A 26148-nucleotide genomic window follows, 5' to 3' on the forward strand; every position below is an offset into this window, starting at 1 on the left:
GCTCCTCATGTCGTGCCCAGCTGTCCGTGGTCTTGCGTTCATCGGTACGGGATCTCTGCGGTCAGGGTGGTCCCGGCCCCGGGCGGGCTGTCCAGCCGGAGCGTGCCCCCGGTGGCCAGGACCCGCTCGCTCAGCCCGTTCAGGCCGGTGCCGGCGCCCAGGTCGGCGCCCCCGACCCCGTCGTCCTGGATGGTCAGCTGCAGGCTGCCGCCGGTGTCCGCGCCGTGGACCTCGATCCGGCTGGCCCGGGCGTGCCGCACGGCGTTGGTGATCGCCTCGGCGGCCACGAAGTACCCGGCCACCTGAGCCGGCATCGGCAGGCCGAGCTCGGGCAGGTCGACCTCGACCGGCAGCGGCTGGGCGGCCCCGATCCGGCGCACCGCCTCGGCCAGGCCCACCTCGTCCAGGATCGAGGGGTGCAGCCCGGCGGCGATCTCACGCAGCTCGGCGACCGTGGTGCTGAGCTGCTCGGAGGCGTACTCCACGGCCTGTTCCAGCCCGTCGACCCGCTCGGAACGGATCTGCTCGAGCAGCGCCTGCACCCGGTGCAGCGCCCCGGCGTCCAGGTCCTTCTCCAGGGCCTGCCGCTCGGCCAGCTGGGCCGCCACGATCCGGGCGTGCGAGGCCCGCACCAGCTCCAGCTGGGCCCGGGCCTCCACCTGCAGCCGGGCGTTCTCGATGGCCAGGCCGGCCGCCGAGCCGACCGCCTCGACCAGGTCGGGGTAGCGCCACAGCGCCTGGTCGGCCCGGACCATGGCCAGCCGGGCGCCGTTGGTGGAGGTGATCGGCAGCAGCAGGCCGTGGTCACCGGTCTCGCCGCCCGGCTCGGCCGAGGTGGCGCCGTGCCGGTCCACGTAGGCGCCGATCTCCGCGGCCCAGTAGTGGATCTCCAGGTCCGGGTCGTCGAGCACCTCCCGGAAGGCCGCCTCCAGCCGCTCCGGGGTGCGGTCGACCCGCAGCCGGGGCAGCAGGTCGGCGATCACCACGCTGGCCAGGCGGCGGCGCACGGTGGCGATCACGAAGGCGATCGGCACGGTGAGCAGCAGCATGGTCTGGATCACCAGGATGTCGTCGAGCAGCCGGCCGCGAACCCCGAACACCTGGGCCAGCGAGGCGGCCATGCTGGCGGTGGCGGCCAGCGCGGCGGCCCCCACCACCGGCAGCATCAGCTTGCGGTCGAGGCCGCGGATCAGCCGGCTGCGGCGCACCCAGAACACCAGGAAGCCGACGGCCAGCAGCACCTCACCGGCGGAGGACAGGTACGACAGCCAGCGGTGCAGTTCCGGGTCGGACTCCAGCATCGGCCACCAGGCGGTGCCGTCGTCCCGGCCGGTGGCCAGATCGGAGCTGAGCACCACCAGGAACCGGCCGCCCAGCATCCAGACGGTCAGCGCGATCAGCAGCCGGCGCTCGGTCCGGCCGACCGCGGCCCGGTCCGGGTAGCCGTTGATCGCCCAGGTGCCCAGGATCAGGGTGAGCGGGGCGGCCAGGTAGGCGAGCAGGTGCAGCGGCCCCCGGCTGATCGCCTCGACCCAGCTGATCGGCCAGACGCAACCGGCCACCACCAGGGCCCAGCCGGCGTTACGCTGCCCCGGCTCGCGGGAAAGGATCACCCCGGCGGTGACCAGCGACCCGGCGAAGGCCACGGTGGGGGCGGCCAGTTCGGGGCGGTGCTGCCAGATCGAGGCGGTGCCGATCGAGGCGATCACCGTGACCGTCAGCCCGGCCAGCACCGCGCCCAGCCACGGCACCGGGCGGCCGGTCGGCGGCCCGGGGGTTCCGGGTGGCTGCGGGGCCCGTGGCACCCCGGAGAGCCGGGCGAGCCCGGCGATCCTGGCGGCCATGGTGTTGGCAGACAATCGAGTTACCTCGCACCCGCGGCCGGGCAACGGTTGCCCACCGGAGGGTGGGAGAACGACAGTGACTGAACAGCATCAGAGAGTATCTGCTGCCCGACGCAATGGCCCCATCCAGGACGGATCCCGACGCCCGTCCGGGGCGCAGCGTTACCCTCCAGGCTCCGTCCCCGCACGGTTGGTGACCGATGCGTAACGCAGCTCTCAGCCGCAGGGGATGGCGGCGACCATGAGTGAGCCACCGCGCGAGAGGGTGGAGAACATGATGTCGCCGCCCAGCGCGCGCACCCGGTCCAGCATGCCGGGCAGCTCGGACTCCAGCCGCGACCCGGCCGGGCGGCGGGAGTCCTGCTCCACCTCGATGGTCAGCACGCCGTCCCGCTCGTGGCCGCGGATGATCACCCGGGAGGCCCCGGGCGCCTCGGCCGTCTTCAGCGCCGCGCAGATCAGGTAGTACGCGGTCTCTTCGGTGGCCGCCGGGAAGCGCCCGGTGGGCAGGCTGGCCTCGACCTCGATCGGCTGCTGATCGGCCACCGCGTCGATCGCCGCGGACAGCCCGGCCTGGCTGAGCACCGCCGGGTGGATGCCCCGGGCCAGGTCGCGCAGCTCGTTCAGGGCCAGCGCGATTTCCTGGTTCATCTGCCGCAGCCGCTCCCGCGCCGCCTCGGACAGCTGCGGGCGGTCGGAGGCGGCCAGCACCAGGCGCAGCGCCAGCAGCCGCTGCTGGGCGCCGTCGTGCAGGTCGCGCTCGACCCGGCGGCGTTCGGCCACCCCGGCCTGGACCGCCTGCATCCGCACCGCCCGGACCTGGCTGAGCCGGCCCAGCACGGCGGCCTGCAGTTGGGCGTTCTCCAGGGCCAGACCGCTGGCGGCCAGGGCGTTCGAGAGCACCAGCGGATGCCGGCGCAGGCCCGGGTCGGCATCGATCACCGCCAGTGGCTCTCCGGTGGGCTCGGTGACCGGCATGACCAGCCGGTCCTCGTCCTCGGCGGGCGGCCCGGCCGGGGCCCCGGTGACGTCCACGTGGGCGTTCAGCTCGGGCGCCCAGTAGCGCACCCGCAGCGTGGCGTCGCGCAGGGCCGTGCGCAGCGCGGTCTGCACCGCCTCGGGGGTGGGGCGGCGCTGGACCTGCTGGATCAGGGTGAGCACGGCGTTGTCGGCCAGCCGCCGGCGCACCACGCTGATCAGGAAAGCCAGGGGGATCACTGCGAGGGCGGCCGGCTGCAGCGCGTACACCCGGTCCATGGTCTGCCCGGTGAGGCCGAGCAGCTTGGCCACCGGCACCGCGCCCACCGCCACCGCGATCACCGGGGAGGCGAGGGCCATCGGGGCCAGCAGCTCGCGGTCCAGGCCGCGCATCCGCCGGATCCGCAGCACCCACAGCAGCAGGAAGCCGCCGATCACGAGCACCTGCAGCGGCCGCAGCACGGTGCCGATGGCAACGTTGAACTCGCGGTCCGCGATCAGCGTGATCCACCAGGTGTCCGGCTGGTAGCCGCGCCACTGCGGGCGGGCGGTCAGGGTCTCGGCCAGGATGCCGCCGACCGCGACCCCGGCCAGGATCCGGACGAAGACCCGTTCCAGCCGGCTGAGCAGGGCCGGGTCGGGGTAGCGGAACATCGCCCAGGCGGCCAGGGAGAGGGCCAGGTAGCTGGCCGGGCCGGAGATGAAGGGCAGCGGGCCGATCGCCCACTCCTCGCTCCAGCCCAGGGCCCAGAACTGGCCGGCCAGCACCAGGAGGACGGCGGTGCGCCGGTGGCCGGGCTCGTCCCAGAGGATCACCCCGGCCCCGCTGAACATCGCGGTGAACAGGATGCTGCCGGCCGCCACATCGGGGGAGACCTGCCACAGCGGGCCGAAGATCAGGGCGCCGGAGGCGGTCAGGACGGCGGTGACGGCCAGGGTGCGCGACCACTGCCGGCTCGCCGAGGCCGGAGTCGGCGGGCGTTGCGACGTCGGGGCGATGGACGTCGTCCTCACCGTATTCACCCTGTTGGCCCAGCCGAACTCGGACAAGAGGGATATCCCCTGTTTCGGCCACGTTGAAGTCGGCTCAGATTGTTGAAGCTGACACGTAGCGGTGTCAGCCTGGGCGCATGCCCACCCTCCGCGGTCCCGGGATCGACGACCGCTTCGACTCCACCGACCTGGACGACATCCGGCAACGCATTGTCACGCCCGTCCTGGAAGGGTTGCTGCGGCCGGGCGAACTGCAGAGCGTGGACCTCGGCCGCGGACCGGCCCGCCAGATCTGGCTGCAGGTCCGGGCCGCGGACCGCAGCTGGCGGGCCGCCCTCTGGTTCGGCCCGGAGGACGACCCGCAGGAGACGCTCGGTGAGGTGGCCTACTACCTGGCCGACCGACTGGAGGACTGGGTCTGCGCCGACGTGGCCTGGGGTGAGCAGCGGATCGCCGACATCCGCATTCCGGCCCGGGATCGTCGCAACCGGCGTTCCGCGGGTTCCCAGACGTCCCGCGGTTCTCATCGTCCGAATATAAGGCGAGCGGACGGCGCCGCATAAGCGCCGTCCGCCCAGTACCTCAGCTTCCTCAGCGCACCGATTCCCCGCCCCGGGGCCCACCGTGGCCGGGCATGCTCGGGATCGCCTCGCGCGGGGTGGAGGCGTCGGACCAGCGCAGCACCGCCCCGATCCCGTCGTTCAGCCGGGGTGTGTCGGCCTCCAGCAGGGTGATGCCGGTGTCCGAGGCCAGCGCGGCCCAGGCCAGCGCGGTGTCGGCGCGCACCCTGACCGGTTCGGCCGCGCCCATCGCCCGTACCTCGTCGGCGGCCTCGGCGATCTGCAGCGGTTCGTCGCCGACCCACAGGTGGTAGGTCGAGGACGGGTTGTCGTGCAGCAGGATCTCGTCGGCCTGACCGCGGCGGATCACCTCCACCACATCACCCAGGCCGGAGACCGCGGTGTCCTGCCGCCCCTCCCCCAGCCGGAAACGTTCGGCCAGATCGTTCTCCTGAGCGGCCTGGTGCTCCGAGACCGCCGCCGCGACCGCCTCGTTCACGGCCTCGCCGGAGATGCCGTCGGCCCGGCCACCAGTACCCAGCCGCCGGGTGACGGTAGCGGCCTCGGTGCCGAGATGGCCCAGGAAGTGCGACACCGCCTTGTCGTCGCCGCCGACCAGCACCAGGTCCGGCCGGTGCCGGCGGTGCAGCCGGCCGACGGTCTCGGCGACCGCTGCGGCGTTGCGCTCCCAGGAGTCCTCGGCCCGGTTCTGAAAACGATGTTGCGAGTAGCTGTCTCCGGGCGACTTGCGCAGTTCGTCGTGACCGCCCTCGACTTCGATCCGCTCGACCGGATCGCCCGGTTCACCGTGCAGTTCGAGATCGGCGCCGGCCCGGTCGATCTTCACCAGCAGATAGGACGTCGTGCCCCGCCGGGCCCGCACGGCCGGCATCAGCGCCGGGGCCACACCCCAGCTGATCACCGTCTGCTCCGGGGCCCGGGGCAGGGGCACGTCGAGCACCAGCCCGTCCTCGGCGGTGGCCACGAGAAGTCTTCCTGGCGGCCCGGGTTCGGCCTCGGTCACCGCCGAGGCGATCGCATCGGCCACCGATTCGGGGGCACCCTGACCGGTCAGGTTCCGCCGGGCGTTCTCCCAGCGGATCGCCGCTCCGGCCGCCCCGGCCTCGTCCGGCCGGGAGGTGTCGAGGGCCACGGTGGCGTAGGGGCCACTGTGACCGAGCAGTCCGTGCCAGTGATTCAGCTTCACGGCGCTCCTCTCTCAGGCATCGCTTGCGCCCTCGACCCTAGCCAGACCCGCAGCGCTCGCAGGTTCAGGTGACCCGGTCAGCCCCGGTACCGGAAACCGTCCAGAAAACGCCGGAACACCCCGCCTTCAGGGGGTAACGGAGCCGCCGGGGCCGGGGCGGTGCGGCGCTGGGTGGCGATCGGCTGGTCGTAGTCGGTTCGCGAGATGGCGTCGACCACCTGGGCCTCGTCGAAGTCCTCCGACCCGGGAATCGTGGGCACGAAGCCGACCAGCACCCCGTTGCGCATCACCTGGGCCTCCAGCCCGGCCGAGCCGTCGGTGTCCCAGATCGCCTCGCGGCCTTCGGTGATCTTGATCCAGAGGCCGAACTGGTAGACGCCGGCCTTCTCCATCCGGGCATCCACGCCTCGTGCCCGCAACGCATCCACCACACGCCGGGCCCGGTTCTCTTCCATGCGCATCACGTAACCCGCCATACCTGGGAAACGTCTGGAAGTTCGCTGCACAGATCATCCGGTACTGCGCATCCTTAACCCGGACAGAAGGTACGCCTGAGGCCGGGACGGCCAGGCTCACCGACCGTGTCCCGAAAGAAGCTTGATCTCCGTGCCGTGTCGGCCCTGGTCGCGTTCGCCGTGCTGGCAGTGACCGGTGGTGTCTTCTACGCCCAGTCCGGTTCGGACCCGGGCCCTGCGCAGGCGTCGCTGATCCTGTCCCAGCCCGACCTTGCGATGAGCACGCAGGAAGCGCCGGAGCCCTCGCCCACGGATGCCCCGGTGAAGAAGAAGGCCGAACCCGAGGAGAAGCCGGCCAAGCAGGCCGTGGCCACCTCCGCGGAAGAGACCACCGAAGAGGCTGCCCCGAAGGCCGAACCGAAGCCGAAGAAGGCCTCCAGCGACTCGGGCCGATCGGTGGCGGCCGCCGGCGCGGCGAGCGACCGGATCAAGTTCGGCCAGACCTACACCGGCATCGCCACCTTCTACGGGGCCACCGGCGCGGGCAACTGCTCGTACGAGCCCACCGGCGATCTGATGGTGGCCGCGATGAACCAGCAGGACTACGAGGGCTCGCAGGCCTGCGGCGCCTTCGTGGACGTCACCGGGCCCAAGGGCAACACCGTCCGGGTCAAGATCGTCGACCGCTGCCCGGAGTGCGCACCCGGCCACATCGACCTGTCGGCCGAGGCCTTCGCCAAACTGGCCGAGCCGGTCGAGGGCCGGATCGACATCAGCTGGAAACTGGTCAGCCCCAGCCTTTCCGGGCCGGTGAAGTACGTGTACAAGGAGGGTTCCACCCAGTGGTGGTGCAGCATCCAGGTGCGCAACCACCGCAACCCGATCCGCTCGGTCGAGCTCAAGGGCAAGAACGGCTGGATCACCCTGCCGCGCGAAATGCACAACTACTTCACCTCGGCCGGCGGTGAGGGCTGCGGCGGCGAGGTCCGGATCACCGACGTGCAGGGCAACCGGCTCACCGACAGCGGCATCAAGGTCACTCCCAACCAGGAACAGGCCGGCGCGCAGCAGCTCCCCGCCGCCTGAGCCAACCCGGACGTACGGCCCGGTTCCCCGGTCAGGGGAGCCGGGCCGTCCCCTATTTGCCGCCTTGACGTATGCCTATATGGGAATACGATTGGGCCATGGCCAGGGCAGCGACCACGACCGATGCGTTCAACGCGGTGGCCGAGCCCCGCCGACGGCAGATTCTGCAACTGCTGGCCCAGGGCGAACGACCGGTGGGTGAGCTGGCCGATCTGACCGAGCTGGCCCAGCCGGTGGTCTCGAAGCACCTGCGGGTGCTGCGCGAGGTGGGCCTGGTCACCGTGCAGGAGCAGGGGCGGCAGCGGGTGTACCGGCTGAACGTGGCCCCGCTGCGCGAGATCCAGTCCTGGCTGGCATCTTTCGAGCAGCTCTGGCAGGAGCGGTTCGACGCGATGGACAGCGTGCTGGAAGACCTCCAACGACAGGAAAAGGGGCAGGGACAATGACGGTTACACCCACCACCGGGACGGCGAAGGTCGAGCTCCCGAGCGAGACCACCATCCTGATCACCCGCCGGTTCGCCGCACCGAAAGCCCTGGTCTGGCGCGCCTACACCGAGCCCGAGCTGATCAAGCGCTGGTGGGCCGGGGAGAAGGGCGAGGTCACCCTGGTCGAGTCCGACTTCCGGGTGGGTGGGCGCTGGCGCCAGGTGATGGTGGCCGGGCCCGGCTTCGAGGTGGGCTTCAACGGCGAGTTCCGCGAGATCGTGGAGTTCGAGAAGATCGTCTGCACCGAGACTTTCGAGGGGATGCCGGACGCCTACTCGGTGAACACCATCTCGTTCGCCGAGGAGGCCGGTCACACCACGCTGACCATGCTGATCGAGCACACCGAGGCCGCGCACCGCGACGCGCACATCAACTCGGGGATGGAAGAGGGCATGCAGGGCTCGCTGGACGCCCTCGAGCGGGTCGCGATCAGCCTGCGCTGATCACCCGGTCCCGCCCGGAGCGCTTGGCCTCGTACAGGGCCGAGTCGGCCCGGTTCATCAGCTCCGGCATGCTCTGGGCGGGATCCCACTCGCAGTAACCGATCGAGATCGACTGGCCGCGCGGCATCGCCAGGCGGACCCGCTCCAGCACCTGGAAGGCGTCGGCGTCCAGGCAGTTCGGCAGCGCGATCGCGAACTCCTCACCGCCCCAGCGAGCCACCACGTCCACCACCCGCAACTCCGCCTTGACCGCCTGCGCCACCTCGCGCAGCAGCACGTCTCCCTCCAGGTGCCCGTGCGCGTCGTTGTAGGCCTTGAACCGGTCCACGTCGGCCACCGCCACCACGAACGGCTCACCGCTGCGCCGAGCCGCGGCGACCAGCACCGACAACCGCTCGTCCCAGGAGCGCCGGTTGGGCAGGCCGGTGAGCGGGTCGGTGCCGGCCAGGTCCGCGTAGCGGCGCAGCAGGGCGTCGTGCTCCAGGGCGAACGCGGACTCGTCGGCCAGCAGCGAGACCGCCAGCAGCCGGCGGTCGGACAGGTCGGTGAGCTCGGCGTCCCAGCTCACCGACAGCAGGGCGATCACCTCACCGGCTTTGCGGACCGGTTGGTACAGCAGCGATTTCGCCCCGATCATCTTGGCCAGCTGCTGGTTCAGGCCCGGGTGCTCGGCCGCCCGCGGGATGAACAGCGGCTCGCCCTCGCGCCAGACCGCGGCGGTCACCTTCACCTCGGTCTCCGGGTACACCGTGTCGACCATCCGGGGTTCGGAACATCCGGTGATCATCAGGCTCTCGCCCGGGCCGCGCTCGAACAGGCTGGCCATCTCCGCCCCGGCGATGTCGATCAGCGCCGTGATGATCGCCTCGCGGGCGTCGTCCCCGGCCAGGATCCGCCGGGTCACCCGGCTGATCGCGGCCAGGTTCTCCTGGCTGTCGGCCAGTTCCTGCTCGGCCCGGTGCCGGTCGGTGACGTCGAAGACGTGGGCCAGCAGGTGCGGCTCCGGCTCGCCGTCGTCGATCCAGCTCAGCCAGGCCGAGGCCCAGGCCAGCACCCCGTCGAAGCGCCGGTACCGGACCAGCACCTCCAGACTCTCACCAGGGCGCTGCCTCAGTTCCTGCATCGCCTCCGGGTGCAGGCGGTTGTCCGCCGGGTGCACGAACTCCGAGCGCAGCCGGCCCACCAGCTCGGACTCCGGCACGCCGAGCAGCCGGCACATCGCCGGGTTGGCCGACAGCAGCCGGCCCTCGGTGTCGGTGAGGGTGATGCCCATCGGGGAGCCGTGGAAGATGCTGCGGAAACGTTCCTCCGAACGGGCGATCTTGGCCGCCGAGGCCACCCGCTCGGTGACCTCCCGCGCAGCGCAGTGAATTTCGAGCTCGCCCCGGTCCGGGTCGTAGAGCGGGGCCAGGGTGCACTCCAGCCAGTGCCAGATCCCGTCGGCCGCCAGCACCCGCACCGTGCAGGTCTGCGAGTCGCCCTGGCGCACGGCCTCGATCGCCTCGCGCATCCGTGGCCGGTCGTCCGGGTGCACCCGGCTGAGCAGGTTGGCGTCCAGCTCCAGGGTCACGTCCACGCCGAGCACCGAGCTGACCGAGGGGCTGATGTAGGTGATCCGGCCGTCCAGGCTGCACCGGGCGATCACGTCGCCGGAGTTCTCGGCCAGCAGCCGGTACTCGCTGCGGGAACGGGCCAGCTGCCGTTGCGCGGCGGTGCGCAGCTCGATCTCGCGGGCCTGGTCGATGGTCATCCGGCGCAGCTGCAGCTGGCTGGAGACCTGCCGGGCCAGGGCCCGCATCTGCTCGCGCTGCTGCACGCTCAGGGACCACTCGGTGCTGTGGATGACGCAGATCGTGCCCAGGATCGCGCCGGTCTCGGTGGTGATCGGGAAACCCGCGTAGAAGACCACGTACGGCTCGCCGGTGACGAGCGGATTGCCCGCGAAGCGCGGGTCGAGCCGGGCGTCGGGCACCTCCAGTTCCGAGCGGCCGCGCACCACGTGGTCGCAGAAGGCGACGTCCCGCCGGGTGGCGCACAGGTCGGTGCCGACCTTGGCCTTGAACCACTGGCGCTCGGCATCGACCAGCGTGACCAGGGCGATCGGGCAGCCGGTGAGCTGGGCGGCGAGCGCGACCAGGTCGTCGAAACCTTGTTCGGCCGGGCTGTCGAGGATGTCGAGGGTGTGCAGTTCGTCCAGCCGGTTCGCCTCTGCGGCCGAGGACTGCGCCGGGGTGAACTGCAGCGGCAGGGTGGGCGCGCGCAGAACAGCAGACGGCGCCGGGTCCTCCCGGGGCGTCTGCGCGGCGTTGGCATCACCGGTCTCCATCTCGCACCGGGTATCGGCAGCCCCGGCCCGGCGGTGAATACCAGGCAGAACTTCATCCGCAGCGGCGGAGTCTCCTTCGCGCCGGGCGGGCCGGGATGCCATCATCGAAGCTGTGTCCGATCTAGCACCCCAGACGATTTCCTACCCGGCCCCCGGGTCACGGCCGTCGCGGAAGGGTGAGGAGAGCCTCGCCCCGCACGTGATCGTGCTCTTCGGGGCGACCGGCGACCTCGCCCGCCGCAAGCTGCTGCCTGGCATGGCGCACCTTGCCGCCTCTGCACTGGCACCGGACATCCGCGTGGTCGGCACCTCGCTCGAGGACATGAGCGACGACGCCTTCCGCGAGTTCGCCCACGCCGCCATGCAGGAGTTCGGTACCCACAAGCTCGACCCCGAGCAGTGGGACACCTTCGCCAAGAACCTTTGCTACGTACCCCAGTCGGCCGGGCCGGAGGCGCTGGCCCAGGCCGTCGCCGACGCCGAGGCCGGGCTCGGCCCCGACGTGCGGCGCCTGCACTACCTGAGCGTCCCGCCGAAGGCCGCGCTGGCCGTCATCACCATGCTGCGCGAGGCCAAGCTCGTGGAGAAGTCCCGGGTGGTGATGGAGAAGCCGTTCGGTACCGACCTGACCTCGGCGATCATCCTGAACGACCAGGTGCACGAGACGTTCCGGGAGAGCCAGATCTTCCGGATCGACCACTTCCTGGGCAAGGAGGCCGCCCAGAACATCCTGGCCTTCCGTTTCGCCAACGGGCTTTTCGAGCCGATCTGGAACCGCAACTTCATCGACCACGTCCAGATCGACATCCCCGAGACGCTCGGGCTGGGCGGCCGGGCGAACTTCTACGAGAGCACCGGCGCCTACAAGGACATGGTGGTCACCCACCTGCTCCAGGTCCTGGCGTTCGTCGCGATGGAGCCGCCGACCGCCCTGGAACCGCGGGCGATCAGCGAGGAGAAGAACAAGGTCTTCCGCTCGATGCTGCCGATCGACCCGCGCGACGTGGTGCGCGGGCAGTACAGCGGTTACCGCGGTGAGGAAGGGGTGGCCCGCGACTCCGACACCGAGACGTTCATCGCGCTGCGGGCCGGCATCGACAACTGGCGCTGGGCCGGGGTGCCGTTCTACCTGCGTACCGGCAAGCGGCTGGCCGAGGGCGCGCGGATCATCTCGATCGCCTTCAAAGAGGCGCCGAAGTCGATGTTCCCGGCCAACTCGGGGGTCGGGGCGGCCGGTCCGGACCACCTCACCTTCGACCTGGCCGACGCCTCCAAGGTCTCGCTGTCGTTCTACGGCAAGCGGCCCGGGCCGGGCATGAAGCTGGACAAGCTCTCGATGCAGTTCTCCACCCAGGAGACCGAGCGGGCCGGCGACGTGCTGGAGGCCTACGAGCGGCTGATCCTGGACGCGATGCGCGGCGACCACACGCTGTTCACCACCGCCGAGGGCATCGAGAGCCTGTGGGAACGCTCGATCCCGCTGCTGGAGGACCCGCCGCCGGTCAAGCCCTACGCCCCCGGCACCTGGGGTCCGAACGCGATCCACCAGCTGATCGCCCCGCACGCCTGGCGGCTGCCGTTCGAGCGGGCCTGGCGCGAGCACCGCTGAGCACAAGAGCACTACCAGAACACACCAGAGGACGTCCGGAAGCTCGCTTCCGGACGTCCTCGGCTTTGCCGCGCCCCAGCGGGCGCCACTTCGAAACCGGCTGCACCAGTGGGCTTTCAGCCCAGCCCCGGCCGAGCGGGCCGGATGGAGGTGATCGGGCGTAAGTGTCACCGTCGGGACCCGGGCGAGGAGAGCGTCCGTAATCAAAGTCCGCTCGAGCAACGCCTGGTCCGAGGGCGGTGACGAGAACAGCATTCCCCACCGTTTCTGTCAAGAATGTTGACAATCGGCAAGGCCGACCTAATATCGATGGAAGCAGCGTAAGACGTTGCAGCCGCCGTCGCGACACAAGACCGCGACAGGTGAATGTTCCTGCCCCGCAGGCAGTCAGGCCTGCCCTCCGGCGCGCGCCGGGCGGCCGCCTGCGGTGGCGGAACTGTCCATCAGCTGGCTGCTGTGAAGGATGTGTGCAACGGTGAAAATCGCCGTGGTCGTGGGCAATCCCAAGCCCGAGTCACGAACCCTGCGGGTGGCGGAGGCCGTCGCCGACGTGATCGAGAAGCTGCTGCCCGGGCAGCCGGCCGAGCGCCAGGTGATCGACCTGGCCGACTACTCGTCCCGGCTGTTCGAGTGGCCCGAGCCGACCCTGGCCGAACTCAACGACGCGGTGGCGGCCAGCGACGTCCTGGTCGTCGCCTCGCCCACCTACAAGGCCACCTACACCGGCCTGCTGAAGGCCTTCCTCGACCGCTACCCCAGCAACGGCCTGCAGGGCGTGGTCGCGGTGCCGGTGATGACCGGCGCCGCCGACACCCACGCGATGGCCACCGAGGTCAACCTGCGCCCGCTGCTGGTGGAGCTGGGCGCCACCGTGCCCAGCCGCGGCCTGTACCTGGTGATGACCCGGATCGCCGAGCTCGAGGCGATCGCCGCCGAGTGGGGCTCGGCCAACGCCCACTCGCTGATCCCGGCTGTTCAGGGACGCCTGGAGGTGGCTTCACGTGGCTGAGTTCGACACCGCGAGGTTCCGCAAGGTGGTCGGTGGCTTCGCCTCCGGCATCACCGTGGTCACCGCCGTGCACGAGGGCGAGCCGGTCGGGATGACCTGCCAGTCGTTCTTCAGCCTCTCGCTCGACCCGCCGCTGATCGCCTTCTCCCCCGCGCTCAGCTCCAGCAGCTATCCGCGGATCCGGGAGGCGGGTTCGTTCTGCGTGAACATCCTGGAGTCCGGGCAGGAGGCGCTGTGCAACCAGTTCGCCCGCAGCGGGACGGACAAGTGGCGCGGCGTGGCCTGGGAGCCCGGAGTGACCGGCAGCCCCCGCCTGGACGGGGTCCTGGCCAGCATCGACTGTGACCTGGAGAACGAGTTCGAGACCGGGGACCACTACCTGACCGTGGGCCGGGTGCGCTCGCTGCACACCACGCCCGGCCTGCATCCGCTGTTGTACTTCAACGGAACGTACCGGCGGCTTCACCCTCACCAGGAACTCGGGGCGCGCAGCGCGTAGGACAGGTCCTGGTTGGGGGCACCCCGCTGACGGATCCGTCCCGGGTCAGGCAGACTGCCCACATGGAAGAGGACGACGACGAGCTGACCATCCTGGTGGGCGCCGCGGAGGGTTCGACGGCGCTGGAGCGCGACGGCATGCTGCGCCGACTCGAGGAGTCGGTCACGCTGGCCATCGCCGAGTGCACCAACGAGGGGTACCTGACCAACGGCAGCACCGGCGACGTCGACATCAGCCTGACCGTCGCCGCGCCCGGCCTGGCCGCCCCCGAGGTGCTCAGCCTGGTCGGGGACAGCGTGGCCGCACTGGTCAACGACCCGGCCAACCCGGGCTGGGGACCGTTCTCGGTGAGTGTCACCGGTGAGTCCGCGGACGTCACCGAGGGCCTCGACGAGGTGGGCCCCGACCTGCAGGTCCTGGACGACGACTTCGACGAGCTGCTGGACGGCCCGGGCGAGACCCAGACCGTCGTCGTGGTCGAGGGCCCGGACGGGCTGAGCCTGACCGGGCTCGACACCGACCGGGACACCGAGGCCGGCCAGGCGGCCCTGCTGACCAGTGCCGAGCTGCTGACCAGCGTGGACCTGACGCACCTGACCACGCTGGACGTGGCCGCCGAGGACGAGCAGGAGCAGCAGGAGGCTCTGCTGCAGGCCCGGTTCGTGGCCGGGGCGCTGTTCCAGGCCTCGGTGGCGGTGGTCGACCAGCTGTTCATCGATCTGGACACGCTGACCCGGGACGGGGCCACGGCCACCGTGGAGGACGCCCCGGACGACGTGTTCTTCGTGCTCGGTGGGCTGCCGGTGCGCTACGCCGACCGCTACGACGCGCTGTTCACCCAGCGGCTGATCATCGCCACGGCCGATGTCACCCGGCGCCTGACGGCCGGCTGGGAACCGCTGGCCTGTGTGGCCCACGAACTGGCCCTGCGGCTGATTCTGGACGCCACCGAGGTGCAGCTCGACCTGGTCGACGTGGAGCTGGAGCCGGGCTGGCGCGAGGTGATCGAGGAACACCACTTCGCCGACAGCGACCACGACATGCTGTACGACCCGCAGATCCCCGAGGACGTGGAGGACGAGGACCTGCGGGCCCGGCCGGACTCCGCCCCGCTGGGGTTCGACTTCTGGTTCACCCCGTTCGACGCCGAGCTGCACCTTCCGCCGTACCTGGTGGAGGGCTACGAGCCGGAGCTCGACGAGGACGACGACGACCTTGACGAGGACGACGACGAGGACCTCGAGGACGACGGGCAGCGGCAGGAGCACCAGCAGCACTGAGTACCGGTGAACGAGGAAGGCCCGGCTCCCTTGGTAGGGGGCCGGGCCTTCGTCAGTTGATCAGACCGCGGACTTCTTCGTCTCGGTGCTGCCGGACGGGTCGGGCTGCGGTACCGGGTCGCACTGCTTGTCCGACTTGCGGCCGTCGACCCGCTTGGGCAGCGAGCCGTCCTTCAGGTAGGCCGCGATGGTGTCGTCGGTGCAGGCGATCCCGCTCAGCGAGCCGGAGTGGGTGGTTCCGCCGACGCCCTCGATCAGCACCGACTTGGGGAAGCGGCTGCGGACCTCCAGCGCACCCTCGTACGGCGTGGCCGCGTCGTGGGTCTCGGAGACCAGCAGGATCGCCGGGGCCTTGGCACCGTTCACCGTGACCGGCTTGCCGACCTCACCGGCCCAGTTCAGGCAGGGCGCGTTGAACCAGGCGTTGGACCAGGTCATGAACGGGGCCTGCTTGTGCATGGCCCAGTTGTCCTTCTTCCACTTCGACCACTTCTTCGGCCACTGCACGTCGGTGCACTGGGTGGCCAGGTAGACCGCGAAGCCGTTGTCGGCGCCCGGGCCCTGCGGGTTGGAGTCGTCGAACATCGTCTTCAGGGTCTTCCAGTCACCCTTGTGCACCCAGCCGGAGAACGCCGAGGCGACCTCCTCCCAGCCGAACACGTAGTAACCGGCCCCGAGGAAGATGTCCGTCCACTCGTCGCCGCCGATCTTGCCGCCGGCCGCCTTCTTGTCCAGCGCGCGCAGCTGCTTGTAGTACTCCTTCTTGACCGCGGCGCCGGTCTTGCCCAGCTTGTAGGTGGCGTTGTTCTTGGCCACCCAGGCGAAGAAGACGTCCATGTTCTTGTCGAACGCGGCGTCCTGGTCGAGGTTGCTCTGGTACCAGATGTTGCGCGGGTCGACCACGCCGTCCAGCACCATCCGGTGCACCCGGGTCGGGTACTGGGTGGCGTAGACCTGGCCCAGGTAGCTGCCGTACGAGAAGCCGTAGAAGCTGATCTTCTTCTCGCCCAGCGCCTTGCGCAGCACGTCCATGTCCCGGACGTTGTCCCGGGACTTCATGTTGTCCAGCAGCGCGCCGCCGGCCTTGGCGCAGGCCTTGGCGTACTTCTTGGTCTTGCCCAGCCAGAGCTTCTCGCCCTTGGCGGTGGCCGGCACGTACTTCGGCCGGTCGTAGCCGGTGTAGTTGCCGTCGCAGCTGAGCGCGGGCTTGCTCGAGCCCACGCCGCGCGGGTCGAACCCGATCCAGTCGTAGGCCGCACCGGCGTCGTCCGGCACGTACTGGCCCAGCGAGGAGAGGGTCAGCCCGGAACCGCCGGGACCGCCCGGGTTGACCAGCATGACGCCCTGGCGGTCGGCCTTCTTGCTGGTGGCCTTGATCCGCGAGACGGCGATCTGGATCTTCTTGCCCTTGGGCTTGTCGTAGTCGAGCGGCACGCTGAGGAAGCCGCACTTGGCATCGAGCGAGGTCAGGCTCGCGCTGGCGCACTTGCCCCACTTGATCGCCTTGGGCTTGAACGCCACCTCGGTCGGCGCCGGTGCGGCCGCCACCACGGGCGCGGCCTTGCCGGACTCCTCCGAGCCGACGGCCCGCGCCACCGATCCCCCCACCACCGTGGTGGTCACCAGGGCAGCCGAGACCGCCATCACCACCAGCTTCTTCTTCACCATCGGCCCTCTATCGGTAGCCCTCTTCTTACGTTTCGCCGTGCTTGGTAACCCGCCGAGTGTTCCGTCCCGGTCCGCGGATGGCAATAGAGGGTGCGCACCGGTGGGCGACGCAAATCACATCGGTCGGCCCCAAGAGAAAGCGGAAGCGGAATTCCGTTACCGGGTACGCTGCTCGCAGCGGAATCCCAGTTCCGTTTTTGCGACCACAAGGAGCACGATGCAGTCCGCTCAGCCGAGCGTTGCCCCCTTGAAAGCCCCCTTCGGAAGAACACCCCCTGAGGTGACCTTCGCCGTCCTCACCCTCGCGGTCGGCACCTTCACCCTCCTGCAGTCCCTCGTCATCCCGGTGATGGCGACCATCCAGCACGACCTGAACACCACCCAGAGCGGCGTCACCTGGGTGCTCACCGCCTATCTGCTCTCCGCCTCGGTGGCCACCCCGATCATGGGACGGGTCGGCGACCTGGTCGGTAAGGAAAGGGTTTTCGTCGCGGCCCTGGTCGCGCTGGCGATCGGCTCGCTGCTGGCCGCCCTGGCCCCGAACCTGGCCGTGATGATCACCGCCCGGGTGATCCAGGGCATCGGCGGCGGGGTGCTGCCGCTGGCCTTCGGGATCATCCGGGACGAGTACCCGGCCCACCGGGTCACCGGCGCGGTCGGCACGATGGCCTCGCTCAGCGCGATCGGCGGCGGGCTGGGCCTGGTGCTGGCCGGGCCGATCGTCGACTTCCTGGGCTACCGCTGGCTGTTCTGGCTGCCGCTGATCATGACCCTGATCGCCGCGGTGGCCGCCTATCTGCTGATCCCGGCCTCCCCGGTGCGTTCCGGGGGCCGGATCTCCTGGCGCCCGGCGCTGCTGCTGTCGGCCTGGCTGGTCTGCCTGCTGCTGCCGCTCAGCCAGGCCTCCGCCTGGGGCTGGGGTTCGGTCGAGGTGCTGGGCCTGCTGGCCGCCTCGGCCGTGCTGGCCGGGCTCTGGGTGCTGGCCGAGACCCGGGCCAGCACACCGCTGATCGACATGCGGATGATGCGGCGCCGGCCGGTCTGGACCGCCAACCTGGTGGCTCTGCTGCTCGGGGTGGCGATGTACGCGGTGTTCGGGTTCCTGCCGCAACTGCTGCAGACCCCCCTCGAGGCGGGGTACGGCTTCGGCGCCGGGATCACCGCCTCCGGGCTGCTGCTCGCCTCGCAGTGCGTGGTGCAGCTGCCCACCGGCATCCTGTCCGGCAACCTCTCGGCCCGGTTCGGCGGCAAGTGGTTCACCGTGGCCGGTACCGCGGTCACCATGCTCTCGCTCCTGATGTTCGCCTTCCTGCACGACAGCCGCTGGCAGATCGTGCTCGGCGGCGCGGTCTTCGGACTCGGTATGGGGCTGGTGTTCTCGGCGCTGTCCGGGCTGATCGTGCAGGGCGTGCCCCAGGAGCAGACCGGGGTGGCCAGCGGGATGAACGCGAACATCCGGACCATCGGCGGGGCGATCGGCTCGGCGGTGATGGCCAGTGTGGTCACTGCGCACGCCGGGCCCGGCGGGTTCCCGCAGGAGTCCGGCTACACCGTCGGTTTCGCCCTGCTGGCGGTGGCGCTGCTGCTGGCCACCCTGGCCGGGCTGCTGATTCCCGACCTGAAGCCGGCCGGGCCGGTGGTCACCGCGGTGACCGTGGCGCCCGGCCCGATGGGGGAACTGCCGGTGCTACGTCCGGAACCGGCGCTGCCGGTGGGCGGTACGCTCGTGGGTGATGAACCGGATTGACGGCCCGGCTGGGGTGAGCGCCGTGGGAACCATCGAACGCCCGATGCGTAAAGACGCGGCCCGTAACCAGGAGGCCGTGCTGGCTGCGGCCCGCGAGGTGATCTCCGAGTTCGGCGTGGAAGCCGGCATGGAGCTGATCGCCTCCCGGGCCGGGGTCGGCGTGGGCACCCTGTACCGGCACTACCCGAACAAGCAGGCGCTGGTCGACGAGCTGGTCCGGATCATCCTGGACGAGCTGATCAGCACCGCCCGGGCCGGCCTGGCGGACGAGGCCGGCAACGGCCTGGAGACCTTCCTGCGGGCCTTCGGCCGCTCGCTGGCCCGCCACCACGGCTACTCGGCCAAGCTGTTCAGCCCGGGCAACTCCGACCACCAGCAGCAGCTCAACGCGCTGATCGCCGAGCTGCACACGCAGGCCTTCAAGCACGGCCGGATCTCGCCCGACGTGAGCCTGGGCGACGTCCGCGCGCTGATGTGGGCGTTGCGCGGGATCGTCGCGGTGACCGGGCAGAACGCCCCGGACGCCTGGCAGCGCCACCTCGACCTGCACCTGGCCGCGCTGCGGATCGAGCCGGTGCCCAGCGCCCGGCCCTCGGTCACCGACGAGCAGCTGCGCCGGATCGCCGAGGCGCAGCGCGCCCAGCGGCCCACCCGGTGACCGAAGCCCGCGCCCTTACAGCGAGCTGACCTCCGCCTCGTGCTGCGCCGAGCCGGAGGGCCAGCGAGTCTGCGGATCGGCCGCCGGCAACGGCATCACCACCAGTTCCATCACGTTGCCGAGCAGCCCGGCCGCGGCCCGGATCGCGTCCGGCGCCTCACCGCTCTGCTCGAACACCAGCTGAGCCGAGGGCAGCGAGAGCTGACCGTTGTGGCACAGCAGCGACTTCACGTTGCCCCCGGCGATGTTGCCGAGTTCGGCGATCACGTCGAGCATGTCGTCCGGCGCGGGCTCGGCCACCCCCAGCAGGGTGGCGGCCAGCGTGGTGATCAGCGTGCCCTCGGCCCGCACCTCGATCCCCAGGAAGCTGCCGTCGTTCGCGTCCTGGATCACCAGCCGGGAGACCGCCAGCCCGACCGCGGGCGGCAGCCGCTCCCCGGTCGGCTCGGCCTGCTCGCCGAGCACCGAGGCGATCATCTCGACCAGCAGCATCTCCAGATCGGGCTGGGCCGCCGCCAGTTCGGCCGGATCGATCACGAGCCACCTCCCAGGTGCTGGAAAACCACCGCTCGGTCCACGTCGAACCGCTTCCAGTTCGGGCCCAGTGAGGGCGCGGTCTCGGCGCCGCCGAGCACCAGGTAGCCGCCCGGGCGCAGCACCGAACGGCAGTTCTCGATGACCTTCTTCTTGGTCGGCGGATCGAAGTAGATCAGCACGTTGCGCAGGAAGATGACGTCGCACTGCGGGTGCCCGACCGGGGCCTGGGCCAGGTTGCCCCACTTGAACGAGGCCAGGTCACGGACCTCCTTCTTCAGCACCCAGTCCCGGCCCACCTGGTCGAAGTACTTGACCAGGTAGGGAACTCGCAGCCCTCGGTTGATCTCCAGCTGCGAGTACTTGCCCGCGCTGGCCCGCTCGATCATCCGGCGGGAGATGTCGGTGCCGATCACCTTGGCCTCGTAGCCGGGGTTCTTCGGCAGCCAGTCCAGCAGCAGCATGGCCAGCGAGTACCCCTCCTGGCCGGAGGAGCAGGCCGCCGACCAGATGGTCAGCCGCTTGGTCGAGGAGGTCCGGGCCACGTCCGGCAGCAGCTGCTTGGAGAACACGTCGAACGGCGCGGTGTCGCGGAACCACAGCGTCTCGTTGGTGGTCAGCGCGTCGATCACCAGGTCGATCAGTTTCTGGTCGCCGCGGCGCAGCCGGCCGACGAACCCGCCCAGCTCGTTCTCCCCGTGCACCCGCATCAGCGGGACCAGCCGGGACTCCACCAGGTACTCCTTGCCCGGCTGCAGGTCGATGGCGCTGCGCTGGCGGACCAGGTCGGCCACGAAGCTGAAATCGGTGCTGGTGATGGGAGTGTTCACCACACAGACCCCCGTTCCCTCACCAGGTAAAGACTTTCGTGGTTCACCGGGCGATCAGCCCCAGCATCTCGAGCTTCTCGGCGATGACCTCGTCGGTGAACGGCTTGATCACGTACTCGTGCGCCCCGGCCGCGAGGGCCTGGACGATGTTCGAGTGCTCGCTCTCGGTGGTCACCATCATCAGCACGACGTCCCGGTAGTCCGGGTTCTGCCGGCACTTCTTGATGAAGGTCAGACCGTCCATCACCGGCATGTTCCAGTCCACCAGGGCGACGTCCGGGCGCGCCCCGGCGTCCAGCGCGGCCAGGGCCTCGGCGCCGTCACCCGCCTGAACCACGTCGAAGTTCAGGTCGGTCAGGAGCCGCGTGAGGATGGTTCGCATCACCCGCGAGTCGTCGACGACTAGTGCCTGCATGATCCGCCTATCTGTGTTGTGCTGCTGCCTGATTCTTCGGTGCGCCGATCAGAGCCGGAAGCGCGAGACCAGCTGCCGGAGTTCGGTGGAGATCTCGGCCAGCCGGCCGGAGGCCTGCTCGGCCTGGCCGATGCTGTCGCTGGAGGCCCGGGCCGCCTGCGCCACCGAGTCCACGCTGGTGGCGATGCTGGCCGAGCCGGCTGCGGCCTCGGTGATGCTGTGCGAGATCTCCGAGGTGGTGGCGGTCTGCTCCTCCACCGCCGAGGCGATCGTGGTCTGGTAGGCGTTCACGTCCTCGATGGTCTGCGAGATCCGGGCGATCGCGGCGACCGCCTCCTGGGTGTCGGCCTGGATCGTCTCCACCCGGCGGGAGATGTCCTCGGTGGCCCGGGCGGTCTCCTGGGCCAGCTGCTTGACCTCCTCGGCGACCACCGCGAAGCCCTTGCCGGCCTCCCCGGCCCGGGCCGCCTCGATGGTGGCGTTCAGGGCCAGCAGGTTGGTCTGCTCGGCGATCGAGGTGATCGCCTTGACCACGTTGCCGATCTCCTCGCTGGAGTCGCCCAGCTTGGCGACCGTCGCCCGGGCGGTGACCGCCTCGTTCACCGCGCTGGCGGCCACCCGCACGGCCTCGGCCGAGGAGGAGGCGATCTCCCGGATGCTGGCGCTCATCTCCTCGGTGCCGGCGGCCACCGTCTGCACGCTGCTGGAGACCTCGCCGGCGGTCCCGGCCAGACCGGAGGCCTGGCTCGAGGTGCCGTCGGCGGTGGCCGCGATCTGCGTCGAGATCGAGCTGAGGTTGCGCGAGGAGTCGGCGAGAGTGCCTGAGGTGACGCCGATCTGGACCATCGCCGCGCGCAGCGAGGTGGTGGCCTGGTCCAGCGCCTGGCCCATCTGGCCGACCTCGTCCCGGCTGTTCACGTCGGCGGAGGCGGTCAGGTCGCCGTCGGCCAGGGCGACGAGCGCCTGGCGGACCCGGTTCACCGGACCGGACACCAGCCGGGCGAGGCCCACGCCGATGCCGATCACGAGCACCGCGCCGAGCGCGGTGAACAGCCAGATCCGCAGCACAGCGGCCCGGGCGGTGTCGGCGGCCGTGTCGGCCTCGGCGGTGAGCTGCTGCTGCAGGCTGCCGGTCAGGGTGGCGATGTGGTCGCGGACGCTGTCGGCCAGCGGGTCGAACTGGGTGGCGACCCGGTTGGTGTAGGAGGCCAGCTGACGCGGGCCGAGGTCGGTGCGGGCGGCGATCGGCTGCAGGTCGGCCTGCCACACCTGCCAGGCCTGCTCGGCGGCCGGGATCAGCTGCTGGGCCAGCAGGGCCTGGTCGCTCGCGCTCAGGTCCATGGCCTGCAACTGCTTCAGTGCCGCCAGCGCCTCGTCGTAGTTCTCCTGGGCGCCGGCCAGGGCATCCTGGCGGGCCTGGGCGTCCTGGGCCAGCGCGGCGCTGTAGAGGTAGCGGCGGAATCCGCTGAAGTTCGCCCGGGCGTCCAGGACGGTGGTGCTCGCGCGCGCGGTGACGTCGGCCAGTTGCTGCGTGGTGCCCTGGACGTTGTTCACCGCCTGCTGCCCGGTCAGGCCGATCCCCACGGCCAGCAGCACGGCGAGCCCGGACAGGATCAGGATCTTGGCACCGATCCGCAGGTCGGCCAGAAAACGCAGGGGAAGGACCGACCCGATCGCCGCAGCGCCGGTCCGGGGTCGTGCACGCAGGGTCTCGCCAACAGCGGTCATCGAAGCGGTCCTAGGCCTTCCGGGTCAGGCTCCGGCCGTGGGGGGCGGCCGGCCGAGCGGTGGTGCACAGCGGTGGTTCTGCCTCGTCGGCCCGGCCGCAGGGATGGTCCCCGGACGGATCGTCCAGTCCCCATCGGCAGCCGGTGGCGATTGCTGAAACACTCACCGTGTTCATCGGCCCGGAGTGCGTGACCTCCTCACCCGTTCGGGCGCCGACCTGCGCGCAGCCCCCGGACGCTGTGTGCATCCGGGGGCTGCGGTCTTCCTGATCGGCTACGCCGCGCGAGTGATCAGACCGGGCTGGCCTGCTTCGGCTCGGTCTGCTCGAGCCGCTTCTGCAGCCCCTCGCCCTCCACGTCGAGCTTGGGCAGGATCCGGTCCAGCCAGCCCGGGATCCACCAGGCCGCCCGGCCGAGCAGCGCCAGCACGGCCGGGACCAGGATCATCCGGACCACGAAGGCGTCGACGAACACCCCGACCGCCAGGGCCAGCGCGATCGGCTTGATCTGCGAGTCACCCTCGGGCACGAAAGCGGCGAACACCGAGACCATGATCAGCGCGGCCGCGGTGACCACCCGCGAGCCCCCGGCGTAGCCCAGGTGCAGGGCCTTTCGGGCGTCGCCGGTGCGCACGAACTCCTCGCGGATCCGGGCCACCAGGAACACCTCGTAGTCCATGGCCAGGCCGAAGAGCACGCCCATCAGCAGGATCGGCATGAAGCTGATCACCGGGCCGACCCGCTGCACCCCGAACGCCTCGGCCAGCCAGCCCCACTCGAACACCGCGGCGACCACCCCGAACGAGGCGCCGACCGAGAGCAGGTAGCCCAGGGCAGCCTTGATCGGGACGGCGACCGAGCGGAACACCGCGCCCAGCAGCACCAGCGACAGCCCGACCACCAGGATGCCGAACGGCACCAGGGCATCGGCCAGCCGGTCGGAGACGTCGATCGCCATCGCGGTCTGGCCGGTCACCCCGATCTGGACGCCGTACTTCTGCTCCAGTTCGGCGTCCCGGTCGCGGATCGCCTTGACCAGGTCGGAGGTCTCCTGCGAGGCGGCGCTGCTGGCCGGCACCAAGGCCACCACAGCGAGGTCACCGTCGGCGTTGACGGCCGCGGAGCTGACCCCGAGCACCCCCGGCGTGCCGCCCAGGTCCTGGGCCAGCCGGCCGAGCAACTGCTGCGGGTCGGTCCCGGCCGGCAGGTCGGCGGTGACCAGCAGCGGGGCGTTGGCGCCGGGGCCGAAGTGCTCGGCGACCAGGTCGAAGGCCTGGCGCTGGGTGGTCTCGGTGGCCGCGGTGCCGTTGTCCGGCAGGGCCAGGCGCAGGTCCTTGGCCGGCACCGCGAGCAGACCCAGGCCCACCACCACGAGCAGGACGGTGACGACCGGCCGGCGGATCACCGTGCGCAGCCAGGCGTTGGCGAAGCGGTGCCGGTCCTGCGCCCCGCCTTTGTCCGCGGGCACCAGCCGGGCGCCGAGGAAGCCCAGCAGGGCCGGCAGCAGGGTGATCGCGACCAGCACGGCCACCAGCACCGCCCCGGCCGCGGCCACACCCATGACGGTCAGGAACGGGATGTCGGCCACGGCCAGACCCACCAGCGCGATGATCACGGTGAGCCCGGCGAACACCACCGCCGAGCCGGCCCGGGCCACCGCACGGGCGGCCGACTCCTCCGGCTCCAGCCCCTCGCGCAGCTGGTCACGGTGGCGGGAGACGATCAGCAGCGCGTAGTCGATGCCGACCGCCAGGCCGATCATCAGGGCCAGCAGCGGAACCGTGCTGGAGACGTCCACCACGGGGGTGGCCAGGAAGATCGCCGCCATCGCGACGCCGACCCCGAGCAGCGCGGTGAGCAGCGGCAGCCCGGCGGCCAGGATCGAGCCGAAGGTGACGATCAGGACCACCAGCGCGACCACCACCCCGAGCGCCTCGGTGGGCGTGACCTCGGGCAGGGCGACGGCGAACACCTCACCGCCGAACTCGACGGTGCCGCCGGCCGCCTCGATCGGCTGGGCCGCGGCCTCGATGTCCTCGCGCAGCGCCTCGGCGTTCTCCCGCCAGTCGGCGCTCACCTGGACGGTACCCAGGGCCACCTGGCCATCCGCCGAGATCGCCCCGGTGACCTGCTCGTTGTACGGGTCGATGACCGCGGTGACGCCGTCGACCTGAGCGATGGCGGCCAGCGAGGTCTGCACGGCCTGCTGCATCTGCGGGGTGGCCACCGACGAGCCTTCCGGAGCCACCGCGACCAGCTGGGCCTGGCCGCCGCTCAGCTCGGGAAAGCGATCGCTGAGGTCGTCGAGGGCTTCCTGGGAGGCGGTGCCCGGGATCCGGAACTCCTCCTTGGTGCCGGTGCCGAGGGTGGCGGCCCCGACGGCGAGTGCGATCAGGGCCAGCACCCACAGACCGAGCACCAGGCGCCGGCCTCGGTAGGCGCGCCGGCCGAGCGCGTAGAGCAGCGTGGACATAGGTCTTCTCCCTCACCGCCGCGTGGGCAGCAGGCGGCTGAACAGGTTCGATACAGGAATGTATTCGATACAGTAATGTATCGAACGGGAGATGGACACCCTGGCAGCAGCATCCGGACCGCAGGAGAGTTCGCTCGCCGCACACCGCCCGATGGCGCGAACTGCGAGACACTGTGCGCTCACCCGTCTGGCAGGGGCGGGTGTCAGGGTTGACCAGGAAGCCGAGGAACGACCGTGAGCGTGCAGCAGACCGGCAGTGGCCCGAAAGCATCTGCGGCGGCCCCGATCACCGCCCGGCGGGCCGCCACCCGGCAGCGTCTGCTCACCGCAGCCGCCGCAGTCATCGCCGAGCGGGGGGCCAACGGCGCCAGCGTGGAGGCGATCTGCGAGGAGGCGGGCTTCACCCGCGGCGCCTTCTACTCGAACTTCTCCACCAAGGAAGACCTGCTCTACGCCCTGATGCAGGACAAGCACCAGTTCCTGCTGGACGGCATCCGCCGGATCCTGGACGAGACCGCGCACGCCCCCGTCCCGGCCGGTGCCGACGTGATCGACGACCTGGTCGACAAGGTGCTCGCGGCCAACCCGGTGGACCGACAGGCGCGGCTGATGGAGACCGAGATCGGGCTGTACATGGTGCGCAATCCGGAGCAGGCGCCGGTGCTGCAGCAGGTGATGCAGCCCTTCCACGACGAGCTGGCCCGACTGGTGATGGAAGGCCTGGCCCGGGCCGGCCGGCGGCTGACGGTCAGCACCGAGGACGCCCTGACCCTGCTGATCGCCGGCTACGAGACCGGCACCACGCACCTGTGGTTCGGCCCGCACCCGGGCGAGCAGTCCGAACTGGACGCCTGCCGGCGCGCGCTGACCCTGATCATCAAGTCCATGTCCGAGCCGGTCTGACCTCGATCATCGAGTTCGAGGCCGGAACCGGGCCCAATCCCACCCGAATAACGTTCGGATCTCACTCACGGTCGATACCCCACAACCCTTGGCGGGCAAAGTGTGACCTGATAGACAGACCTTCGCCCTGGCCTGTCCGCGAGTGAGGGGAGCCGGACGATGTCGTCCTCGCCACCTTCGGAGGAGCACCAGCCCTCCGGACCGCAACGCCCGACCGTGCAGCGCACCGACAGCAGCCCGTGGAACTGGGTGCTGCTCGTCCCGATCGTGATCCCCCTGCTCACCCCGCTGTTCAACCACGCCACGCCCACGCTCTTCGGCTTCCCGCTCTTCTACTGGCTGCAGCTGGCCTTCGTGCTGCTCGGCGTGGGCTGCACCGCGCTGGTCTACAACCGCACCAAGCGGAGGGGCTGAGCG

The 26148-nt window shown here is 70.7% G+C and carries 23 protein-coding genes; 12 read left to right on the top strand and 11 right to left on the bottom strand.

The window, feature by feature from the left end; translation table 11 throughout:
• Positions 1-38: 38 nt before the first annotated feature.
• Positions 39-1859 carry a sensor histidine kinase gene (locus tag LR394_RS16415; RefSeq protein WP_231442768.1) on the bottom strand — a complete coding sequence of 607 codons (1821 nt, stop codon included), beginning with the start codon at positions 1857-1859 and terminating at the stop codon, positions 39-41.
• 201 nt (positions 1860-2060) lie between these two features.
• Positions 2061-3836, bottom strand: a complete 1776-nt coding sequence (locus tag LR394_RS42990) for a sensor histidine kinase (protein WP_231442770.1) — start codon at positions 3834-3836, stop codon at positions 2061-2063.
• A 116-nt stretch (positions 3837-3952) separates the two neighbouring features.
• Here LR394_RS42990 and LR394_RS16425 point away from each other — a divergent pair, with 116 nt between their 5' ends.
• Entirely contained in the window at positions 3953-4378 is a 426-nt protein-coding gene (locus LR394_RS16425; RefSeq protein WP_231442772.1) for a hypothetical protein, read from the top strand.
• Positions 4379-4406: 28 nt separating this feature from the next.
• On the opposite strand, the gene LR394_RS16430 is transcribed toward LR394_RS16425, so the two are convergent.
• Together LR394_RS16430 and LR394_RS16435 are read right to left on the bottom strand one after the other, a co-directional pair.
• Positions 4407-5582: a baeRF2 domain-containing protein gene (locus tag LR394_RS16430; protein ID WP_231442774.1), complete on the bottom strand. Its 1176-nt coding sequence runs from the start codon at positions 5580-5582 to the stop codon at positions 4407-4409.
• A 77-nt stretch (positions 5583-5659) separates the two neighbouring features.
• Positions 5660-6037 carry a hypothetical protein gene (locus LR394_RS16435; RefSeq protein ID WP_407937065.1) on the bottom strand — a complete coding sequence of 126 codons (378 nt, stop codon included), beginning with the start codon at positions 6035-6037 and terminating at the stop codon, positions 5660-5662.
• A 156-nt stretch (positions 6038-6193) separates the two neighbouring features.
• On the opposite strand from LR394_RS16435, the gene LR394_RS16440 reads away from it, so the two are divergent.
• From LR394_RS16440 to LR394_RS16450, 3 genes are all read left to right on the top strand, one after another.
• Complete coding sequence (locus LR394_RS16440; protein ID WP_231442778.1) at positions 6194-7123, top strand: expansin EXLX1 family cellulose-binding protein; 930 nt, start codon at positions 6194-6196, stop codon at positions 7121-7123.
• 98 nt (positions 7124-7221) lie between these two features.
• Positions 7222-7569 carry an ArsR/SmtB family transcription factor gene (locus tag LR394_RS16445; protein ID WP_231442780.1) on the top strand — a complete coding sequence of 116 codons (348 nt, stop codon included), beginning with the start codon at positions 7222-7224 and terminating at the stop codon, positions 7567-7569.
• Positions 7566-8054 (top strand): SRPBCC family protein, encoded by a 489-nt coding sequence (locus LR394_RS16450; protein WP_231442783.1) that lies wholly within the window; start codon positions 7566-7568, stop codon positions 8052-8054. Before LR394_RS16445 ends, LR394_RS16450 begins: the two co-directional genes overlap by 4 nt.
• On the opposite strand, the gene LR394_RS16455 is transcribed toward LR394_RS16450, so the two are convergent.
• Positions 8041-10380 (bottom strand): diguanylate cyclase domain-containing protein, encoded by a 2340-nt coding sequence (locus tag LR394_RS16455; RefSeq protein ID WP_231442785.1) that lies wholly within the window; start codon positions 10378-10380, stop codon positions 8041-8043. The two genes, LR394_RS16450 and LR394_RS16455, sit on opposite strands and share 14 nt — an antisense overlap.
• Positions 10381-10492: 112 nt before the next feature.
• On the opposite strand from LR394_RS16455, the gene zwf reads away from it, so the two are divergent.
• The 4 genes from zwf to LR394_RS16475 all read left to right on the top strand — a co-directional run bounded on the left by zwf (position 10493) and on the right by LR394_RS16475 (position 14777).
• On the top strand, positions 10493-11989 hold the full coding sequence (zwf, locus tag LR394_RS16460; protein WP_231442788.1) for a glucose-6-phosphate dehydrogenase: 1497 nt from the start codon (positions 10493-10495) through the stop codon (positions 11987-11989).
• 475 nt (positions 11990-12464) lie between these two features.
• Positions 12465-12998, top strand: a complete 534-nt coding sequence (locus LR394_RS16465) for an NADPH-dependent FMN reductase (RefSeq protein WP_231442790.1) — start codon at positions 12465-12467, stop codon at positions 12996-12998.
• Positions 12991-13497 carry a flavin reductase family protein gene (locus LR394_RS16470; RefSeq protein ID WP_231442793.1) on the top strand — a complete coding sequence of 169 codons (507 nt, stop codon included), beginning with the start codon at positions 12991-12993 and terminating at the stop codon, positions 13495-13497. The genes LR394_RS16465 and LR394_RS16470 overlap by 8 nt, the downstream gene beginning before the upstream one ends.
• Positions 13498-13559: 62 nt before the next feature.
• A complete protein-coding gene (locus tag LR394_RS16475) occupies positions 13560-14777 on the top strand; it encodes a hypothetical protein (protein WP_231442795.1) in 1218 nt (405 codons plus the stop codon).
• A gap of 60 nt (positions 14778-14837) precedes the next feature.
• On the opposite strand, the gene LR394_RS16480 is transcribed toward LR394_RS16475, so the two are convergent.
• Positions 14838-16445, bottom strand: a complete 1608-nt coding sequence (locus LR394_RS16480; RefSeq protein ID WP_231442796.1) for an alpha/beta hydrolase — start codon at positions 16443-16445, stop codon at positions 14838-14840.
• Between the two features lie 217 nt (positions 16446-16662).
• Here LR394_RS16480 and LR394_RS16485 point away from each other — a divergent pair, with 217 nt between their 5' ends.
• A complete protein-coding gene (locus tag LR394_RS16485; protein WP_231442799.1) occupies positions 16663-18192 on the top strand; it encodes an MFS transporter in 1530 nt (509 codons plus the stop codon).
• On the top strand, positions 18179-18850 hold the full coding sequence (locus tag LR394_RS16490) for a TetR/AcrR family transcriptional regulator (protein WP_231442801.1): 672 nt from the start codon (positions 18179-18181) through the stop codon (positions 18848-18850). Before LR394_RS16485 ends, LR394_RS16490 begins: the two co-directional genes overlap by 14 nt.
• A 15-nt stretch (positions 18851-18865) precedes the next feature.
• On the opposite strand, the gene LR394_RS16495 is transcribed toward LR394_RS16490, so the two are convergent.
• The 5 genes from LR394_RS16495 to LR394_RS16515 form a co-directional block, all read right to left on the bottom strand.
• Positions 18866-19387, bottom strand: coding sequence for a hypothetical protein (locus tag LR394_RS16495; protein WP_231442804.1), 522 nt, complete (start codon positions 19385-19387; stop codon positions 18866-18868).
• The gene (locus tag LR394_RS16500) at positions 19384-20214 is read right to left on the bottom strand and encodes a CheR family methyltransferase (protein ID WP_231442806.1); all 831 of its coding nucleotides are present in this window, start codon (positions 20212-20214) and stop codon (positions 19384-19386) included. Before LR394_RS16500 ends, LR394_RS16495 begins: the two co-directional genes overlap by 4 nt.
• Before the next feature lie 43 nt (positions 20215-20257).
• Complete coding sequence (locus LR394_RS16505) at positions 20258-20629, bottom strand: response regulator (protein WP_231442809.1); 372 nt, start codon at positions 20627-20629, stop codon at positions 20258-20260.
• A gap of 48 nt (positions 20630-20677) precedes the next feature.
• Positions 20678-22357: a methyl-accepting chemotaxis protein gene (locus LR394_RS16510; RefSeq protein ID WP_231442812.1), complete on the bottom strand. Its 1680-nt coding sequence runs from the start codon at positions 22355-22357 to the stop codon at positions 20678-20680.
• 290 nt (positions 22358-22647) lie between these two features.
• On the bottom strand, positions 22648-24828 hold the full coding sequence (locus tag LR394_RS16515) for an MMPL family transporter (protein ID WP_231442815.1): 2181 nt from the start codon (positions 24826-24828) through the stop codon (positions 22648-22650).
• A 234-nt stretch (positions 24829-25062) separates the two neighbouring features.
• Between LR394_RS16515 and LR394_RS16520 the strand changes: the two genes are divergently transcribed.
• Both LR394_RS16520 and LR394_RS16525 read left to right on the top strand, forming a co-directional pair.
• Positions 25063-25731 (top strand): TetR/AcrR family transcriptional regulator, encoded by a 669-nt coding sequence (locus LR394_RS16520; RefSeq protein ID WP_231442817.1) that lies wholly within the window; start codon positions 25063-25065, stop codon positions 25729-25731.
• 159 nt (positions 25732-25890) lie between these two features.
• Positions 25891-26145 (top strand): DUF3311 domain-containing protein, encoded by a 255-nt coding sequence (locus tag LR394_RS16525; protein ID WP_231442819.1) that lies wholly within the window; start codon positions 25891-25893, stop codon positions 26143-26145.
• Positions 26146-26148 lie beyond the last annotated feature (3 nt).

It is taken from the genome of Kineosporia babensis (assembly GCF_021129305.1).
In the GTDB taxonomy this organism is placed as follows: domain Bacteria; phylum Actinomycetota; class Actinomycetes; order Actinomycetales; family Kineosporiaceae; genus Kineosporia; species Kineosporia babensis.

Excerpts from the sequence above, each read along its gene's own strand:
- LR394_RS16425 (WP_231442772.1), top strand. The coding sequence starts at position 3,953 with ATGCCCACCCTCCGCGGTCCCGGGATCGACGACCGCTTCGACTCCACC.
- LR394_RS16435 (WP_407937065.1), bottom strand. The coding sequence starts at position 6,037 with ATGGAAGAGAACCGGGCCCGGCGTGTGGTGGATGCGTTGCGGGCACGA.
- LR394_RS16445 (WP_231442780.1), top strand. The coding sequence starts at position 7,222 with ATGGCCAGGGCAGCGACCACGACCGATGCGTTCAACGCGGTGGCCGAG.
- LR394_RS16450 (WP_231442783.1), top strand. The coding sequence starts at position 7,566 with ATGACGGTTACACCCACCACCGGGACGGCGAAGGTCGAGCTCCCGAGC.
- LR394_RS16455 (WP_231442785.1), bottom strand. The coding sequence starts at position 10,380 with ATGGAGACCGGTGATGCCAACGCCGCGCAGACGCCCCGGGAGGACCCG.
- LR394_RS16475 (WP_231442795.1), top strand. The coding sequence starts at position 13,560 with ATGGAAGAGGACGACGACGAGCTGACCATCCTGGTGGGCGCCGCGGAG.
- LR394_RS16480 (WP_231442796.1), bottom strand. The coding sequence starts at position 16,445 with ATGGTGAAGAAGAAGCTGGTGGTGATGGCGGTCTCGGCTGCCCTGGTG.
- LR394_RS16485 (WP_231442799.1), top strand. The coding sequence starts at position 16,663 with ATGCAGTCCGCTCAGCCGAGCGTTGCCCCCTTGAAAGCCCCCTTCGGA.
- LR394_RS16490 (WP_231442801.1), top strand. The coding sequence starts at position 18,179 with ATGAACCGGATTGACGGCCCGGCTGGGGTGAGCGCCGTGGGAACCATC.
- LR394_RS16505 (WP_231442809.1), bottom strand. The coding sequence starts at position 20,629 with ATGCAGGCACTAGTCGTCGACGACTCGCGGGTGATGCGAACCATCCTC.
- LR394_RS16510 (WP_231442812.1), bottom strand. The coding sequence starts at position 22,357 with ATGACCGCTGTTGGCGAGACCCTGCGTGCACGACCCCGGACCGGCGCT.
- LR394_RS16515 (WP_231442815.1), bottom strand. The coding sequence starts at position 24,828 with ATGTCCACGCTGCTCTACGCGCTCGGCCGGCGCGCCTACCGAGGCCGG.
- LR394_RS16525 (WP_231442819.1), top strand. The coding sequence starts at position 25,891 with ATGTCGTCCTCGCCACCTTCGGAGGAGCACCAGCCCTCCGGACCGCAA.